The 16,840-nt window shown below is 72.4% G+C and carries 18 protein-coding genes; 13 read left to right on the top strand and 5 right to left on the bottom strand.

Features of this window, described 5'->3' with window-relative positions:
* Window positions 1–4: 4 nt before the first annotated feature.
* Entirely contained in the window at window positions 5–1,282 is a 1,278-nt protein-coding gene (locus tag ACIBEF_RS06010; protein ID WP_396791562.1) for a cytochrome P450, read from the bottom strand.
* Between the two features lie 142 nt (window positions 1,283–1,424).
* Here ACIBEF_RS06010 and ACIBEF_RS06005 point away from each other — a divergent pair, with 142 nt between their 5' ends.
* Entirely contained in the window at window positions 1,425–1,826 is a 402-nt protein-coding gene (locus tag ACIBEF_RS06005) for a hypothetical protein (RefSeq protein ID WP_396791560.1), read from the top strand.
* A gap of 120 nt (window positions 1,827–1,946) precedes the next feature.
* Here ACIBEF_RS06005 and ACIBEF_RS06000 read toward each other — a convergent pair whose 3' ends face one another.
* A complete protein-coding gene (locus ACIBEF_RS06000; RefSeq protein ID WP_124817462.1) occupies window positions 1,947–2,165 on the bottom strand; it encodes a DUF397 domain-containing protein in 219 nt (72 codons plus the stop codon).
* A 69-nt stretch (window positions 2,166–2,234) separates the two neighbouring features.
* Between ACIBEF_RS06000 and pepN the strand changes: the two genes are divergently transcribed.
* Window positions 2,235–4,748, top strand: coding sequence for an aminopeptidase N (gene pepN / locus ACIBEF_RS05995; protein ID WP_396791558.1), 2,514 nt, complete (start codon window positions 2,235–2,237; stop codon window positions 4,746–4,748).
* Window positions 4,749–4,835: 87 nt separating this feature from the next.
* Here the strand turns inward: pepN and ACIBEF_RS05990 are convergent, their stop codons facing one another.
* Both ACIBEF_RS05990 and ACIBEF_RS05985 read right to left on the bottom strand, forming a co-directional pair.
* A complete protein-coding gene (locus ACIBEF_RS05990) occupies window positions 4,836–6,041 on the bottom strand; it encodes an FAD-dependent monooxygenase (protein WP_396791556.1) in 1,206 nt (401 codons plus the stop codon).
* 188 nt (window positions 6,042–6,229) lie between these two features.
* Window positions 6,230–6,946, bottom strand: a complete 717-nt coding sequence (locus tag ACIBEF_RS05985; RefSeq protein ID WP_396791554.1) for a PadR family transcriptional regulator — start codon at window positions 6,944–6,946, stop codon at window positions 6,230–6,232.
* Window positions 6,947–7,131: 185 nt separating this feature from the next.
* On the opposite strand from ACIBEF_RS05985, the gene nadD reads away from it, so the two are divergent.
* From nadD to ACIBEF_RS05960, 5 genes are all read left to right on the top strand, one after another.
* Complete coding sequence (gene nadD, locus ACIBEF_RS05980) at window positions 7,132–7,728, top strand: nicotinate-nucleotide adenylyltransferase (RefSeq protein WP_355009302.1); 597 nt, start codon at window positions 7,132–7,134, stop codon at window positions 7,726–7,728.
* A gap of 110 nt (window positions 7,729–7,838) precedes the next feature.
* Window positions 7,839–8,246 carry a ribosome silencing factor gene (gene rsfS, locus ACIBEF_RS05975; protein ID WP_238670899.1) on the top strand — a complete coding sequence of 136 codons (408 nt, stop codon included), beginning with the start codon at window positions 7,839–7,841 and terminating at the stop codon, window positions 8,244–8,246.
* Window positions 8,243–8,902 (top strand): histidine phosphatase family protein, encoded by a 660-nt coding sequence (locus tag ACIBEF_RS05970; protein WP_355009300.1) that lies wholly within the window; start codon window positions 8,243–8,245, stop codon window positions 8,900–8,902. Before rsfS ends, ACIBEF_RS05970 begins: the two co-directional genes overlap by 4 nt.
* A 48-nt stretch (window positions 8,903–8,950) precedes the next feature.
* Window positions 8,951–9,805: a DegV family protein gene (locus ACIBEF_RS05965; protein ID WP_396791551.1), complete on the top strand. Its 855-nt coding sequence runs from the start codon at window positions 8,951–8,953 to the stop codon at window positions 9,803–9,805.
* A gap of 7 nt (window positions 9,806–9,812) precedes the next feature.
* Window positions 9,813–10,586, top strand: coding sequence for an SDR family NAD(P)-dependent oxidoreductase (locus tag ACIBEF_RS05960; protein ID WP_396791549.1), 774 nt, complete (start codon window positions 9,813–9,815; stop codon window positions 10,584–10,586).
* 29 nt (window positions 10,587–10,615) lie between these two features.
* On the opposite strand, the gene ACIBEF_RS05955 is transcribed toward ACIBEF_RS05960, so the two are convergent.
* Window positions 10,616–10,837, bottom strand: coding sequence for a GntR family transcriptional regulator (locus tag ACIBEF_RS05955; RefSeq protein ID WP_091409860.1), 222 nt, complete (start codon window positions 10,835–10,837; stop codon window positions 10,616–10,618).
* A gap of 189 nt (window positions 10,838–11,026) precedes the next feature.
* Between ACIBEF_RS05955 and ACIBEF_RS05950 the strand changes: the two genes are divergently transcribed.
* The 6 genes from ACIBEF_RS05950 to ACIBEF_RS05925 all read left to right on the top strand — a co-directional run bounded on the left by ACIBEF_RS05950 (window position 11,027) and on the right by ACIBEF_RS05925 (window position 16,832).
* Window positions 11,027–11,230, top strand: coding sequence for a hypothetical protein (locus ACIBEF_RS05950; protein ID WP_357204671.1), 204 nt, complete (start codon window positions 11,027–11,029; stop codon window positions 11,228–11,230).
* Between the two features lie 226 nt (window positions 11,231–11,456).
* The gene (locus tag ACIBEF_RS05945; RefSeq protein ID WP_396791547.1) at window positions 11,457–11,831 is read left to right on the top strand and encodes a VOC family protein; all 375 of its coding nucleotides are present in this window, start codon (window positions 11,457–11,459) and stop codon (window positions 11,829–11,831) included.
* A gap of 161 nt (window positions 11,832–11,992) precedes the next feature.
* Window positions 11,993–12,829, top strand: coding sequence for a helix-hairpin-helix domain-containing protein (locus tag ACIBEF_RS05940; protein WP_396791545.1), 837 nt, complete (start codon window positions 11,993–11,995; stop codon window positions 12,827–12,829).
* A 62-nt stretch (window positions 12,830–12,891) separates the two neighbouring features.
* Window positions 12,892–15,285: a ComEC/Rec2 family competence protein gene (locus ACIBEF_RS05935; RefSeq protein ID WP_396791610.1), complete on the top strand. Its 2,394-nt coding sequence runs from the start codon at window positions 12,892–12,894 to the stop codon at window positions 15,283–15,285.
* 147 nt (window positions 15,286–15,432) lie between these two features.
* The gene (holA, locus tag ACIBEF_RS05930) at window positions 15,433–16,413 is read left to right on the top strand and encodes a DNA polymerase III subunit delta (RefSeq protein ID WP_355009295.1); all 981 of its coding nucleotides are present in this window, start codon (window positions 15,433–15,435) and stop codon (window positions 16,411–16,413) included.
* The gene (locus tag ACIBEF_RS05925) at window positions 16,410–16,832 is read left to right on the top strand and encodes a hypothetical protein (protein ID WP_238670907.1); all 423 of its coding nucleotides are present in this window, start codon (window positions 16,410–16,412) and stop codon (window positions 16,830–16,832) included. Before holA ends, ACIBEF_RS05925 begins: the two co-directional genes overlap by 4 nt.
* Window positions 16,833–16,840 lie beyond the last annotated feature (8 nt).

Genomic DNA, 16,840 nt, shown 5'->3' with positions numbered 1-16,840 from the left:
GTCGTCACCTCGACCACGCACGATCATCGTCCGTTCGGGAGGAATGGCGGACGTTGGTGAGGGTCAGCCCGAGGGGCGGCAGCGCGGGCATCCGGTGCAGATCCAGGGCCAGGTTCTGGACCGGCACGTCGTAGCGCATGGTGGTGGTCAGGTTGGTGACCGCCCGTTTCATCAGGTCGATGGTGATCCACTCGCCGGCGCAGCGGTGCCCGGCCCAGTGGTCGCCACCGCCCTGCGGGATCAGCTCGAACGGGTCCACCCGGCGGCCGGCGAACCGCTCCGGGCGGAACAGCTCCGGTTGCGGCCAGAGCGTCGGGTGGTGGTTGGTGCCGTAGAGGTCGAGCAGCACCCGCCGACCCTTCGGGAAGTGGTGGCCCTGCCAGTCGAAGGACCGCCGGACCCGGGCCGCCGCCATCGGAAAGAACGGGTAGTAACGGCGTACCTCCTGGACGAAACGCTCGGTGGACTCGTCGTCGTCGCGGACCCGTTCCCGCCAGGCCGGATGGTCGTGCAGGGCGAGCGCGGCGAAGGTCATGTACTGGTCGACGGCGACCACCGGGCGCAGCACGTTGAGCAGCTCCACCGCAGCGATCCGCCGGGGCAGGAGGTTTCCGCGCCCGTCCCGGTGTTCGGCGATCACGGCCAGGGCGCTGCCGGCGGGCGCCGGGGCGAAACCGACCCGGGTCCGTTCGACGAGGTCGGCGAGCCACCGTTCGGCGCGGTACCGGGCGATCCGTCCCCGCCAGTGTCGGGGTCCCATCACCGCCGGGGCCTCGATCATCGCGTGCAGCTCGACGGCGCGGCGTTCGACCTGTGACTCGGGCAGCGGAATCCCGGCCCAGGCGCAGACCACCCGGGTCAGCAGCCGCCCCAGCTCGTCGTAGAGCGACACCGGACCGGCACGCTCCCAGGCGGCGACCCGGGTCCGCCACTCGTCGTCGAAGAGCTGACCGAGCCGCTGGATCGCCGCCGGCGTCATGATCGACATGAACATGGCCTTGCGGTCGACGTGCTCCGGCCCGTCCAGCCCCTGCACCCCGCCCCTCCCGGTCAGGGTCCGCTGCACGCGCAGCGGCATCGCGGTGGCCCGCTGGAAGCGGTCGTCGTCGTAGAACAACGCCGCCGCCGGCCGGCCGCGCAGGCAGATGGTCGGGGCGAGCAGGATCCGGGTCGTGAAGACGTCGCTGCCGTACCGCTCGCAGCGCTCGCCGATGAACCGGTAACCGGAGCGGAGCAGCGCGAGGGTGCTGTCCGGGCTGCGGTCGGCCGGCATGGTCGCCATCGGGTCTCCTCACGCGCAGGTGGGGCTGGTCGCGTTTGCGGCTGCGCTTACCCCCGTCATCGCCGCTGAACCCCCGCTTGGCTGGCCCCTCCCAGGGACGGCGGAACCTGGTTTGCTGGTGAAACGAGCACGGGGAGGGCGGATGCGTGACAACAGAGCGCCGCACTGGCGGCAGCGGCGAGTGGCCGGGGCACTGGGCGGGGCCCGCGACGGGCGGTCCCTGATCGGGCCGCCTCGGCGACCCACCCGTCCGCATCGGTTCTTCACTGTGCACCTGGGCTTCACCGCGCCCGGCCAGGTCGAGGCGCGCGAGCTGGCCGTGGCGTACGCGGAGGCTCTGAGCCTCCTGCGCTCGGAGGTGGCACTCGGTGCGGCGGCCCTGTCACCGGCGGACGCCTGGCAGCGGGCCGAGCGGCTGTTCTGCGGAGCGGTCGGCCCGGACGGAGAGCGCTGCGTCGACGTCGCCGACCATCCCGGTTTCCACCACGCCCCGGGCCCGGGTGGCCTCGGTTGGGGTGACGGCGACGGCCCCGGCGATGGTTGACCACCAGCTCCGGGTGGCCGATCCGGGAGTGCGCCGGCCAACCCGCCAGCGTGGCCGTGCCGGTGTCCCGACCACGGGCACCGGCACGGCGATCCACCACCGACTCGTCGGCGGGCGCGGTCAGTCCAGGTCGAACTCGCCGTCCTGCGCGCCGGCCACGAAGGCGTCCCATTCGGCCTGCGTGAAGACCAGCACCGGCCCGTTCGGCTCGGCCGAGTTGCGCATCCCGATCAGATCGTCGACGAAGGCGACCTCGACGGCGCTGTCGGAGGTGTCCCCCTCGGCCCGCTGCCAGACCGCCCGAGAGAGGTCGAAGTCGCCCTTGGGGTGTTGCGCCATGGTTCTTTCCTCCAGTGCCGAGGGCCGTGTGGTGACCGGGTGACGATCCCCATCGGGCAGGATAAGCGGATGCCGAGCCTGACCCGTGTAGAGGCGACCGCGCGTGGCGCGGCGATTACTGTCGAGTCCTATCAGGTGGACCTCAACCTGACCGCTGGCGGCGACCTGTTCCGCTCCCGCGTCGAGATCCGGTTCCGGGCCACCGCCGGCGCCGCTACCTTCGTCGAGGTCAGGCCCGTCACACTTCACGGTGTACGCCTCAACGACCGGGACCTGGACCCCGGCCTGCACACCGACAACCGGCTACCCCTCGACGGGCTGGCCGAGGAGAACACGCTCGTCGTCGAGGCCGACATGGCGTACTCGAAGACGGGGGAGGGGATGCACCGCTTCGACCCGGCCGACGGCGAGACGTACCTCTACGCCACGTCCTTCCTCGACAACGCGCAGCGCATCTTCGCCGCCTTCGACCAGCCCGACCTCAAGGCCCCGATCACCCTCTCGGTCACCGCGCCGTCGCAGTGGATCGTCGCGGGCAACGCCGAGCTGGCCGCCAACCCGGCCCCCGGGCGTTGGGAGTTCGCCCCGAGCGAGCCCCTGGCGACCTACTTCTTCTCGCTGATCGCCGGGCCGTACCACGTCCGGCGGGCCGAGCACGACGGCGTGCCGCTGGGCATCTACTGCCGCCGGTCGCTCGCCGAGCACCTGGACGCCGACGCCGACGAGATCTTCGACGTCACCCGGCAGTGCCTGGACCGGTTCCACCAGCTCTTCACCGAGCGCTATCCGTTCGGCAAGTACGACCAGGCGTTCGTGCCCGAGTTCAACGCCGGAGCGATGGAAAATCCCGGCATCGTCACCTTCCGCGACGACTACGTGTTCCGTTCGGCGGTCACCGACACCGAGCGCGAGCAGCGGGCCACCACCATCGCCCACGAGATGGCGCACATGTGGTTCGGTGACCTGGTCACCATGCGCTGGTGGGACGACCTGTGGCTGAACGAGTCCTTCGCCGAATACCTCGGCACCCGGGTCACCGCCGAGGCGAACCGCTTCGACCAGGCCTGGACGACCTTCGCCATGCGGCGCAAGGCCTGGGGTTACGCCGCCGACCAGCGGCCCTCCACCCACCCGATCGCCCCGCCGGAGGTCGTCGATGCCGAGGCGGGCCTGCTCAACTTCGACGGCATCTCGTACGCCAAGGGCGCCAGCGTGCTCCGGCAGCTGGTCGCGTGGCTCGGCGACGAGGCTTTCCTCGCCGGTCTGAACGCGCACTTCGCCGCACACCGCTTCGGCAACGCCACCCTCGCCGACCTGCTGGCCAGCCTCTCCGCCAGCAGCGGGAGGGACTTGTCCGACTGGGCCGAGCTGTGGTTGCGCCGCCCGCAGGTCAACACGCTGCGTGCCGAGGTCGCCGTGGACGCGGACGGTCGCTACAGCGAGGTGGCAGTGGTGCAGACCGCGCCCGAGTCGTACCCGGTGCTGCGCCCACACCGGATCGGCGTGGGCCGCTACTCGATGGACGGCAGCGCGCGGCGCGACGAGGTGGACATCGACCCGAACGCCGACGGGGGTCGTACCGTTCTCGGTGCGTTGACCGGCGAGCCGGCGGCCCGGTTGTTGCTGCTCAACGACGGTGACCTCACCTTCGCGAAAGTTCGCCTCGACCCGGCGTCGGCGGACGCCGTCCCGCAGGTGCTGCCCGCTCTGACCGACCCGCTGGCCCGGGCTGTGCTCTGGCGCGAGGCATTGGACGCGACGACCGACGGCGAGCGGCCGGTCACCGGCCTGGTCGACCTGATGGCCGCCGCGTTGCCCGCCGAGACCGAGGTGATCATCGCGGAGGACGTCCTGACGCTCAGCAGGTCCCTGGTCGACCGCTACCTCGACCCGCTGACCCGCTCCGCGGCGCTGGCCAGGGTCGCGGGAACGTGCCAGCGGCTGCTCGACGGCGCGCCGGCCGGGCAGTCGTTGCAGCTTGCCGCGGCACGGGGTTGGATAGCCGCGACCACCGACGCGGATCTGCTCGTCGGTTGGCTCGCCGGCCGCGACGTGCCGGCCGGTCTGAAGGTCGACGCGGAGCTGCGCTGGGCGGTGCTGCGTCGCCTGGTGGTGCTGGGCGCCGCCGGCGAGGCGGAGATCGCCATCGAGGCCGCCGCCGACAACAGCTCCACGGGCGCGGAACGGGCCGCCCACTGCCGGGCGGCCCTGCACGACCCGGAGGTGAAACAGGCAACCTGGGAGATCATCGTGCGGGACACCGCGCTGTCCGGTCGGCTGCTGGAGGCGATCGCCGAGGGGTTCTGGCAGCCCGAGCAGGCCGACCTGACCGCCGGGTACGTCGATCGGTACTTCGCGGAGATGCCGGCCGCCGCGCACTTGCGTACCCCCTGGACGGCTGACCGGGTGGCAGCCCTGGCGTTCCCCCGCTACGCCGTGGCGCAGTCCACCCGGGAGGCGGCCGCGGCGCTGCTGGCCCGCGACGACCTGACCCCCGGCCTGCGCCGGGTGGTGACCGACGCCGACGACGACCTGCGTCGCGCGCTGGTCGCCCGGACGGCGGTGGCAGCCGCCTCGGCCTGACCGCTGCCCGCGCCTCTCTGACGCCGTGGGTGGCCGGCCCGCGCTGGCCGCTGCGGGGTGGCTGGCCGGCCACCCCGCAGTCACCGCTCAGCGCAGGGCGGGCTCCGCCGTGACCGGCGCGTCCCAGTCGATGACGTAACGCTGCTCGTCGGCGACGGTCTTCTCCGGGTCCAGCACCGTGTGCACCATCAGCGGCATCAGCAACGGCATCAGCGTCCGGGCTACCGCACCGGGGGCCTTCGCGTGGTTGATTCGGGCCGCGCGGGCCGCGACCTTCTCCACGCGGGCACGACGCAGCCGCACGTACGCGGCGAACGCCGTCTGGGCGTCCGGTAGGTCCCGCAGGCAGCGGGCGAGTTGCACGGCGCTCTCGATGGCCAGCGACGCGCCCTGCCCCGAACTGTTCGACGGTGCGTGCGCGGCGTCGCCGACCAGCACCATCCGACCTCGATGCCAGTGCGGCACGGGCGGCATGATCTGCAACGACCCGACCACCTGGAGATCGTCGGCGTTGCTGGTCGCCATCAACTCCCGGCCCGGGTCGTCGTCGCCGTAGGTGGCGCGCAGCGTGTCCAGCCACTGCTCCGCCGGCAGCGCCCGGGCCTCGACGAGGCTCATCGGCCGCTGCTGCGGCAGGTTGGCCCCCCACCGGGTGCCGCCACCCGGCTCCGGCCAGTACAGGTAGTAGCCGCGCCGGCCAAACGCGAACGTCATCGTGCCCGGCTCGGCGTCCACGTCGTGCCGGGCGACCGCCTCGAAGCCGAGCAGCCCGGTGAACCGGGGGCCGGGCGCGGCCGGGTCGATGAGACCCCGGACCGTGGAGCGGATCCCGTCCGCGCCGACGAGGATGTCCGCGGTCGCGGTGCTGCCGTCCTCGAAACGCGCGATCACGCCGTCGCCGGTCTGCTCGGCGTCGACCAGCCGCTTGCCGTACGCGAACGGCACGCCCTCGGCGAATGCCTGGTCGTGCAGCGCCTGGTACAGCTCGGCCCGGTGCACCACGCGCAGCGGCGGCACCCCGGTCAGCGTGGGCATGGCGATGCGACGCCGGCCGACGGCCAGAGCGCTTCGTTCGATCGGTGTGGCGATCGCCGTCACCGCCTCGTGCACGCCGACCGTACGCAGAGCCGCCACGCCGTTGGGCGCGAGGGCGAGGGTTCCGCCGATGCCGCTGGCCGTGGTCGGGTACGCCTCGTAGACGGTTGCGGTGATGCCGGCGCGGCGCAGCGCGAGCGCTGTCACCGGCCCGGCGATGCCACCGCCGATGACGATCGCGGTTCGTACAGTGGTCATGCTCTCTCCCTGGTGTGGTCGTCGGTGCGCGGGCACGCGGACCTGGTGTGGTCGGTGCGCGGGCGCGCGGGCCTGGGAGGGAGCCCGGTTATCCTCGTGGTTGCCGCTTCGGGCCGGGTGCCTTCCCAGGCGTCGGTTCGGGGTCAGGGCCCCGGTGAGGTGTTGGCGCACCTCGCCGGGGCCGTTCTTCAGCCGGTGGTGTCGGTGCTCGCCTCCGGGGTGGGGGTGTCGGCGTTGGACTTCGGGGCGTGCGGCCTCTCGGCCAACTCGGTCAGTTCGGCCGGCATCTCGCCCGTCTCGTGGAAGGCCCGCCAGGTGTCCAACCCGGGGTAGCTCCCCGAGGTCAGCTCCGCGAGCAGTGCCCGCAGCCAGTCGGCCTCCGCGTTCCGGATGGCGAGGTCGTACTCCGACTCGACCAGGAACAGCCGGGGGATCTCCCGCAGGTGCGTGTCGAGCGTCTCGCGGTCCTGGCGAAGCGCGGCCTCCAGCAGGTCGAGTCGTTGCCGCAGCAGGCCGGTGGCCTCGTCCGGGTGGAGCGCGGCGAGCACCGACAACCCGGCCCGGAAACGGGGATGTTCCGCCATCGGGGTGGAGACCAGCTCGCGGGCCCAGTCGACCAGCTCCGCCCGACCGGCGTCGGTGATCCGGTAGACGGTGCGTTCCGGGCGTCGGCCCTCGCGCACGTTCTCCACCGCCTCGATGAGGTGGTGTTTGTCCAGGTTGCTGATCACCGTGTAGAAGGACCCCCACTTGAAGTCCATGTCCTGGTCCTTGCCCCAGGCTCGCAGTGTGGTGGCGATCTCGTACGGGTGCATCGGCCGCTGGACCAGGGCGGACAGCACGGCCAGCGCCAGCAGGTTGCCGACCTTGCGCCGCTTCGGCATGGTGACCCCCTCGCTCGTCAACGGTTACTCGTCGACGAATATACGCCGACGGGCGAGAAGCCGCGACCCCCTACTTGCCGAGTCGAGTCGATCACCGTACGGCGGCGGGGTGGTCGCGGCGCGCTGGACCGTGGGCTGGGGTGACGTGGTGTACGGCGGGGGCAGGCCGGGACGGTCGGCCACGACGCTCGGCCTACGATCATCGGGTGGAGGAAGATATTCGGCGGATCGGGATCATGGGTGGCACCTTCGACCCGATCCACCACGGGCACCTCGTCGCGGCCAGCGAGGTGGCGGACCGGTTCGGCCTGGACGAGGTGGTCTTCGTACCCACCGGGCAGCCGTGGCAGAAGGCCGACGAGCCGGTCAGCCCGGCCGAGGACCGCTACCTGATGACGGTGATCGCCACCGCCTCCAATCCCCGCTTCCAGGTCAGCCGGGTCGACATCGACCGTAGTGGGCCGACCTACACGGTCGACACGCTGCGTGACCTTCAGGCCGAGTACGGCCCGAAGGTGCAGTTGTTCTTCATCACCGGCGCGGACGCCCTGCAACGCATCCTGTCCTGGAAGGACCTGGACGAGATCTTCGAGTTGGCCCACTTCGTCGGCGTGACCCGGCCCGGTTTCCCGCTGAGCGACAAGCACCTCCCGGCGGACACCGTCAGCCTGATCCAGGTGCCCGCGATGTCCATCTCGTCGACCGACTGCCGCGCACGGGTCGCCCGAGGTGAGCCGGTCTGGTACCTGGTGCCGGACGGTGTGGTGCAGTACATCGCCAAGCGGAGCCTCTATCAGCGCTGAGCACGCCCGTTATGACCAGTTTAGTGGCGCTAACCGACTAGAACTGGACGATCGGGGTGCCGCCGGGTATGAGACGCTTGGAGCATCGCACGCTTGATCGAAGGAGAACGGTGACAGTTTCCGAACGCGCTCACGAGCTGGCTATCGCTGCCGCCCAGGCCGCCGCCGACAAGAAGGCGCAGGACATCACGATCATCGACGTCGGCGACCAGCTCGCCATCACCGACGCGTTCGTGCTCGCCGCTGCCCCCAACGAGCGTCAGGTGCTGGCCATCGTCGACGCCATCGAGGAGAGCCTCCTGGAGCTTCCGGAGAAGGCGAAGCCGGTGCGGCGCGAGGGCGAGCGCGGTGGCCGCTGGGTGCTGCTCGACTACGTCGACGTCGTGGTGCACGTCCAGCACACCGAGGAGCGCGAGTTCTACGGGCTCGACCGCCTCTGGAAGGACTGCCCCACCATCCCGTTCGTCGATCGCGACCTGGTCGAGGCCGACGCCAGCGGGTCCGCCGCCGCCGAATGACCCGACTGATCGTCTGGCGGCACGGCAACACCGACTGGAACGCCGCCAACCGTGTCCAGGGGCAGCTCGACGTACCCCTCAACGAGCGTGGTCGCGACCAGGCTCGCGCCGCCGCGCCGCTGCTCGCGGCGCTGCGGCCCGACGCCATCGTGGCCAGCGACCTGAGCCGCGCCGCGGAGACCGCCGCCGCGCTCGCCGCGCTGACGGGCCTGCCGGTCCGCACCGACGCCCGGCTGCGCGAGCGGCACTTCGGCCAGTGGCAGGGTCTGCACCTCACCGAGGTCGCCGAGCGATTTCCCGACGAGTACGCGCGCTGGCGGGCCGGCGACCCGGACCCGGGCGCGGATCTGGAGCCCCTGCACGACCTCGGCGAGCGGGTCGGTGCCGCGCTGCGGGAGGCGGCCGAGGCCGCAGCCGGCGGCACGGTGGTGATCGCCACCCACGGTGGCGGCTCCCGACAGGGCATGGGTCATCTGCTCGGCTGGGACACCGGTGTGCTGCGCTCCGTCGGCTCGTTGGCCAACTGCCACTGGAGTGAGCTACGGCACGACGACCGTGCGCCGGCCATCGGGCGTCCCCAGGACGTCAGTGGCTGGCAGTTGCGGGCGCACAACGTCGGCCTGATCACCGCCCCGGTCGCCGTCGACGCGGTCTGAGCACTCGCGCCTCGGCGTTCGCGGCCTCGATCGGCTAGCGTGCCGGGCATGCCCGTCGCGGTTGTCATCGACTCCACCGCCTACCTTCCGTCCGAGCTGGTGCAGGCGCACCGGCTGACCGTCGCGCCGTTGACCGTCGTGCTCAACGGCGCGGAAGGGCTGGAGGGGGTGGAGACCCAGCCGGCCGACGCCACCCGGGCGTTGAGCGCCCGCCGGGTCACCGCGACCACCTCCCGCCCGGCACCCGAGCAGTTCGCCCGCACGTACCGCCGACTGCTCGACGCCGGTGCCGACGGGATCGTCTCGGTGCACATCTCCGCCGCGCTGTCCGGCACGGTGGAGGCCGCCCGGCTCGCCGCCGCCGACCTGGACGGCCGGGTCGAGGTGGTGGACAGCCGCTCGGCGGGCATGGGGCTGGGCTTTCCGGCCATCGCCGCCGCCACCGCCGCCGAGGCCGGCCACGACCTTGCCGCCGTACGCGACGCGGCGCTCGCCGCCATCGCCCGCACCACGGTCTGGTTCTACGTCGACACGCTGGAGTTCCTCCGCCGGGGCGGCCGGATCAACGCCGCCGAGGCGTTGGTCGGCACCGCGCTGTCCGTCAAGCCGATCATGCACATGCCGAACGGGGCGATCGTGTTGCGCGAGAAGGTTCGCACCGCCAGCCGGGGAGTGGCCCGTCTCGTCGACCTGGCCGTCGAGGCGGCCGACGGCGACGACGTGGATCTCGGGGTGCACCACCTGGCCGCGCCGCAACGGGCCGAGGCGTTGCGCGCCGCACTGACCGAGCGGTTCGGCGACCGGCTGCACGACACGTACGTCTCCGAGGCCGGTGCCGTCGTCGCCGCGCACGCCGGGCCAGGCCTGGCCTGCGTGGTCGTCCACCGCCGGTCAAAGGGCTGAGCGAGCGGTGTCCACCTCACAGGTGGTGACCGGAGGCGGTCGCGGTGTCGGCCGGGCCGTGGTGGAGCGGCTGCTGGCGACGGGCGCCACCATCGTCGTACTGGAACGCGACGCCGACGCGGTCGACTGGTTGGCCGCCCATCCGGCCGCCGATCGGCTCGTCGCGGTGGTCGGCGACGCCGCCGACGAGCAGGTGGCCGAGCACGCCGCCGAACTGGCGGACCGCGCCGCGCCGCTGACCGGCTGGGTGAACAACGCAGCGGTGTTCCGTGACGCCACGCTGCACTCCGCGTCGGCCGACACGGTACTGGACCTGATCGGGTTGAACCTGCGGCCAGCCGTGGTGGGCGCGGCGGTCGCCGTCCGCCGCTTCCTGGCCCGCGAGGCTGGCGGCGCGATCGTCAACGTCTCGTCGCACCAGGCCCGTCGACCGGTGTCCGGTGCCCTGCCGTACGCGACGGCGAAGGCCGCGGTGGAAGGGCTGACCCGGGCGCTGGCGGTCGAGTACGGGCGGCACGGCATCCGGGCCAACGCGGTAGCGCTCGGCTCGATCGCCACCGAGCGGCACGCCGCATTCCTCGCCACCCAGGAGCCCACCCAGGCCCAGTGGATCGACGCCGAGCTGACCCGGCTGCACCCGGTGGGCCGCATCGGGCGGGCCGACGAGGTGGCGGAGGCGGTCGCGTACCTGCTGTCACCCGCGGCGAGCTTCATCAACGGGGTGATCTTGCCGGTGGACGGCGGACGGGCCGTGCTCGGCCTCGACCCAGAGGCCCGCTGACCGTCGGTAGCCCGCGTCCCGGTCGGAGCCTAGCTGTCCGCGACGAAGACGCCCTGACCCTGCTGACCGTAGATCAGGTTCCGCTCGTGCAGCTCCTTGACGGCTCGATAGGCCGTTGAGCGTGCCACGTTGTACAGCTCGCCGATCTCGGACACCGATGGCAGTTGTTGGCCAGGTGAGTATTCGCCCGAGCGAATCTTCTGCTCGATGTCATCCGCCACCCGGCGGTAGTGCGGTGGTCTCGTCGGCATGAGCGGCTCTCCCGGACTTCAGCGGAGATCATGGTTCCAGCCCGGGCGTGATCGAGGCAAGGCGGCAACGCAGCAAAGTGGAGATAGTGAGAACTTGACTACACCGAGACACTGGATACAGTGAGACAGTGACCGGGTGCTCCTGGACCCCCGGGGCGGGCCACTTCGAATCGCGCGGAGGCGCCGAACATGCCAATCGATGAACCGGTGTCAGCGGCGACCGAACTGTTCATGGCCAGGCGGGTGCTGGATGCTCACTGGACCCGGGCGATCGACCTGCCGTGGCGGGCGGGCGGATGCCTGGAGTGCCGAGGACACAGCGACTGCCGGCAACTCGACTGGGCGTTGGCGCTTCTGGCAGAAGTCGCCTCGGTCATGCTCCAGAAACGGTGAATGGTCCCTGCCCGCGCCGCTGTGTTAGCCTCCGTGCGCGCCCCAGATGGGCCTACCCCCCGGAGGTTCTGGCTACTTCAGCCACCACGCCGAGATCGACGCGACGCGTCTCTCGTGCGGGATCCGGGGCGTCGGCGCCCTCGGGGCTTCGTCATCTGCGGGGTGGGGTGAACGCTGCTGGGCCTCCGGTCGGGTCTTCGGATCGACCGGGAAGAAGACGATACGGATGACAGTCACGTTCAACCACATCATCATCGCCAGCAAGGACAAGAGCGCCTCCGCGGCGTTCTACCGGGAGCTGTTCGAGCTGCCGGAGGCACCGTCGTGGGGGCCGTTCGCCAACGTCCAGCTGGACGAGGGTGTGCTGCTCCAGTTCGCCGAGCCGCCGGTGGACATCCAGATGCAGCACTACGCGTTCCTCGTCGACGACGAGTTGTTCGTGCGGTGCCTGGCGTTCGTCGAGGGGCGTGGCATCACGTACTGGGCCGACCCGCAGCTGAAGCGGGAGGGCGAGACCAACACCGAGCACGGTGGACGGGGCTTCTACTTCTTCGACCCGGCGGGACACGCCATCGAGATCATCACCCGCCCGTACCTGTAGCAGGCCCGTCGGCCGGTCGGGCGCTGTCGCCCCACCGGCCCCGTCAGCCTTACGCATAACAGATCGATGCATGATCAGGGCGTTGTCCACAGTGGCGATGGTTGTCCACAGGACGAGCCGGTCACCCTCCACCGTCCCGGCCGCCGCCATAGCGTCGCGCTGTGTCGCACGACGAGGAGACAGAGGTACGCCAGCGCCTGCGCCGGCTGACGGAGCCGGCCGTCGCACCGCCGCCCCGGCCGGAGGCGCCGCACGCGGGCGTACCCCCGTCGTCCCTGATCGGCGTGCTGCCGGCGGACGTGTTGTCCTCCCCGCCTTCCCTGCCGGTCGTGGAGCCGGCTGCGGACGGCCCGGCGGTCCGGCTGGAGTCGCGGCTACCCGGCCCGGGCGCGTTCGACCCCGGGCGGCGGGGTGTGCGGGCGTTGGCGGTCGTCGCCGTGGTGGTGGTGTTGGGCGCGGCCGGTTGGGCCTGGCGCTCGCGACCGCAGTCGGAGTCGGTCGCCCCGCTGGTCGCCGAGGCCGCGTCGGCCGCACCCTCGGGTGACCCGAGCGTGCCCAGCTCCGGCGAGCTGGTGGTGGCGGTCGCGGGCAAGGTCCGAAAACCCGGTCTGGTACGCCTGCCGGCCGGGTCCCGGCTCGCCGACGCGGTGCAGGCGGCCGGTGGCGCGCTCCCGGGGGTCGACGTGGCGTTGCTCAACCCCGCCCGCAAGGTCACCGACGGTGAGCTGATCGTGGTCGGGGTGACGCCACCGCCGGTGCCGGGCGGTGCGGCCGGGCCCGCGGTGGGCGGTGCGGCTCCCGCCGCCGGGCCGGTGAACCTCAACACCGCGACACTGGCGCAGCTCGACGCGCTGCCCGGGGTGGGGCCGGTGCTCGCCCAACGGATCCTCACCCACCGGGATCAGCACGGCGGGTTCAAGTCCGTCGGCGACCTACGCCAGGTCGACGGGATCGGCGATGCCCGTTACGAGCAGCTCAAGGACCTGGTGACGGTGTGAGCGAGTCCGCCGTCGCCACTGACCCACCGCAGGTCGGCGGACCCCAGGCCGCGCCGCCGGCCGTGCCTTCTCAGGCCGCGCCGCCGGCCGGCGGGGCCCGGTCGGAGCCGCCGGATCTGCGACTGGCGGGGCTCGCCGTGGCGGCCTGGCTCACCGCGCTCGCCGGGCTGCACCTCGGCAGCCGAGCGGTTCTGCTGGTGGCCGGCGCGGCGGTCGGTCTGACGACAATCGGTGCTGTGCACCTGCTCGGCCGTCTCGGCCGTCCCCGAGCCATGGCGCTGCGCTACGGGTGGGTGGCCGTGGCGGTCGGTCTCGGTGTGGTCTGCGGGGGTGCGGCCACCGCCGCCCAACTCGCCGTGCGCGACGCGCCGGCGATCCGTGCCCTCGCCGAGCAACGCGCGCCGGTCACCGCCGATCTGGTGGTCCGGGATGACCCGCGCGCGATCCGGAGCGCCGGGCGACCGGGGATGCTGCTGGTGTCGACCGAGCTGGTCCGGCTCACCGGCCCGGATGGTCGACGGTTCCACGCGTCGGTGCGGCTGCTCGTCCTGGCGACCGACCCGGCGTGGCGGGGCCTGCTGCCCGGGCAGCGCATCACCGTCGACGGTCGGCTCGGCGTTCCGCGCGGGGGCGATCTCACCGCAGCGGTGCTCAGCACCAATGACCCACCGGAACGGCACGGCAAGCCGTCCTGGGCGCAGCGCGCCGCCGGGACGCTGCGTGCCGGCCTGCAACGCGCCTGCGCGCCGCTGCCCGATGACCCCGGCGGGCTGCTGCCGGGTCTGGTGGTGGGCGACACCAGCCGACTCCCACCCGCCGTCGAGGCGGACTTCCAGGCCACCGGGATGACCCACCTCAATGCGGTTTCCGGCTCCAACGTCGCGATCGTGGTGGGTGCGGTGTTGTTGCTGGCCCGGTGGTCGCGCGCCGGCCCGTGGCTCGCCGCCGCGCTGTGCGGCGTGGCGCTGGTGGGGTTCGTCATTCTGGTCCGCCCGTCGCCGAGCGTCGTACGGGCCGCCACGATGGGAGCGATCGGGCTCGCCGCGCTCGCCGCCGGTCGACCTCGGGCGGCGCTGCCCGCGCTGGCCGCCGCCGTGACCGTGCTGGTGCTCGTCGACCCCGAGTTGGCCGGGGATCCCGGGTTCGCCCTCTCCGTGCTGGCCACCGGTGGCCTGCTGCTGCTCGCGCCGCGTTGGCGAGACGGACTGCGTCGGCGAGGCGTTCCGCCTGGGCTGGCCGAGGCGTTGGCCGTGCCGGCGGCTGCCCAACTTGCCTGCGGCCCGGTCGTCGCCGGGATCTCCGGCACTGTGAGCCTGGTGGCGGTGCCGGCGAACCTGCTGGCGGTGCCGGCCATCGCGCCGGCGACAGTGCTGGGCGTGCTGGCGGCAGTGGTGTCGCCGATCTGGCCAGCCGGCGCCGAGTTCGTCGCGTGGCTGGCGAGTTGGCCGGCCTGGTGGCTGGTGGTCATCGCCCGGCACGGAGCCCGACTGCCAGGTGGCACCCTGCCGTGGCCGGGCGGGGTGCCCGGTGCCCTGCTGCTGACCGGGCTGACCGTCGCGCTGCTGATCGCGGTGCGCCGGCCGCTCGTACGCCGGCTGGTGGCCGTGGTCGGGGTCGCCGCCGTGCTGGGTGCCCTGCCGGTTCGACTGGTAGCCGCCGGCTGGCCGCCCGCCGGTTGGGTGGTGGTGGCCTGCGCGGTGGGGCAGGGCGACGCCCTGGTGCTCCCGGCCGGCCCCGGCCGAGCCGTGGTGGTGGACGCCGGGCCGGAACCGGGTGCGGTGGACGGTTGCCTACGTCGGCTCGGCGTACGGGAGGTGCCCCTGCTGGTGATCAGTCACTTCCACGCGGACCACGTGGGCGGGGTGGCCGGGGTGTTCCGGGGACGGCGGGTGGGTGCCGTGCTGACGCCGCCGTCCACCGACCCGGAGAGCGGTCGGGACCTGGTTCGGGCGGCGGCCACCGGCGGGCGGGCCGCGCTGCTGACCACCGCTGCCGGCGCTCGTCACCCGGTCGGCGGGGTCGACCTGCTGGTGCTCGGCCCGCCGTACCCGCTGGCCGGGACCAGGTCCGACCCGAACAACAACTCGCTGGTGTTGCGCGCCACCGTGGCCGGGGTCCGGATCCTGTTGGCCGGCGACGCGGAGACCGAAGAGCAGCACGCGATGGTGGCGCGGGCGGCCCCCGGCCAGTTACGGGCGGACGTGTTGAAGGTCGCGCACCACGGTTCGGCGTACCAGGACCAGGGCTTCCTCGATGCGGTGCGGCCGGCGGTGGCACTCGTGCCGGTGGGCACGGGCAACACCTACGGGCACCCGAGTCCGGGGCTGCTCGCCCACCTGGGCAGGGGTGGCGTGCGGGTGCTGCGTACCGACACGGACGGCGACGTGGCGGCGGTCCGGACGGACGGCGGTCTGGCGGTGGCCCGGCGAGGTGTACCCGCCGGCCGGCAGCCCTGACCCCGTGGGACGACAGGCCTCTGATCAATTGGGCGACTTGCGAATTAGAAAGGTAATTGAGTTGGATGTCTGGATTTGCGCTGTGTGCGGGCTGCGCCGATCAAGCAGCGAATGAGCAGGCACGATCCCGCCGCAGGCCGTGCGAATATGGGCGGCGTGACCCCCGCCAGCCTCGCCCCCATTCTGCTCGTCCTCGGTGACGAGGAGCTCCTCGCCACGCGAGCGGTCACCGAAGCTGTCGCGAAGGTTCGCAGTGTCGACCCCGAGGTGGACGTCCGCGAGTACCAGGCCAGCGCGCTCACCGTCGGCGAGATCGCCGAGATGCTCAGCCCTTCGCTGTTCGGCGGGCGGCGGCTGCTGATCCTGCGCTCCGGTCAGGACGCCCGCAAGGACCTGGTCGCCGCGCTGTTGGCGTACGCGAAGAATCCCGACCCGGAGGTCCAGCTGCTGGTGCTGCACCTGGGCGGCGCCAAGGGCAAGGCGTTCGCCGACGGTCTGCGGGCGGCTGGCGCGACGGTGGTCCCGGCCGCCAAGCTCAAGGGGCACCGTGACCGGTTGGCCTTCGTCCGCGACGAGATCCGCCGGGCCGGCGGGAAGTGCACCGACGACGCCGCCGAGGCGCTCATCGCCGCGGTCGGCAACGACCTGCGTGAGCTGGCCGCCGCCTGCTCCCAACTTGTCGCCGACACCGATGGGCGGATCAGCGCCGAGACGGTCTCCCGTTACTACCGGGGCCGGGTCGAGGTGACCGGCTTCACGGTGGCGGACGCCACAATGGTCGGCGACGTGCCGGCGGCGCTCGAAGCACTGCGCTGGGCCCTGCACGTCGGGGTCGACCCGGTGCCCATCGCCGATGCCCTGGCGGACGGGGTGCGCACGGTGGCCCGGGTGGCATCGGCCGGCAGGGGTAGCCCGTACCAGCTCGCCAGCAGCCTCGGAATGCCCTCGTGGAAGATCGAGCGGGCGCAACGGCAGGGGCGGGGCTGGACACCGGAGGGCCTGGTCCGGGCCATGCAGGTCGCCGCCGAGTGCAACGCGGCCGTCAAGGGCGGCTCCGACGACCGGGCGTACGCCCTGGAGCGCGCGGTCTTCTCGGTCGCGGCGGCCCGGCAGGGCAGCGCGAGGTGACGGGGGCGAACCGCCCAGCGTGGGCCACCATTCCCGTGGACGAGGCGCGTTACCGGCCGCTCTACGCCCGGCTCCTCGGCCTGCGGTTCGTCAACCCCGGTGGTGTGCTGTGCTTCCTCTTCTTCGAGGGTGCCATCGCCCTGGCGGTGCTGCTCGCCCTCGCCGAGTTGGTCAGCTGGTGGGCGGTGCTGGTGCTGCCGGTCGTGGTAGCCGCCATGGTGAAGCTCAACGACATGGTTGCCGCGATCGTGGTCCGCTCCGCCGCGCTCGTGCCCGAGCAGGAACGGGACCGGTTTCGTCGGCAGATGGAACCGGTGGTGGGCCGAGCCCGGGTGGAGTGGGTCTCGCACAGCGTCCCCGGCGTGGTGATCACCGCGGATCCGGTGCCACCGCCCCGGCGGGCCAACCCGTCAGACTGAGCGCCGCC

It is taken from the genome of Micromonospora sp. NPDC050795, from assembly GCF_044456785.1.
GTDB lineage: Bacteria > Actinomycetota > Actinomycetes > Mycobacteriales > Micromonosporaceae > Micromonospora.
Note: the sequence above shows the minus strand (reverse complement) of the source record. Positions and strands in the feature narration are given on the sequence as shown.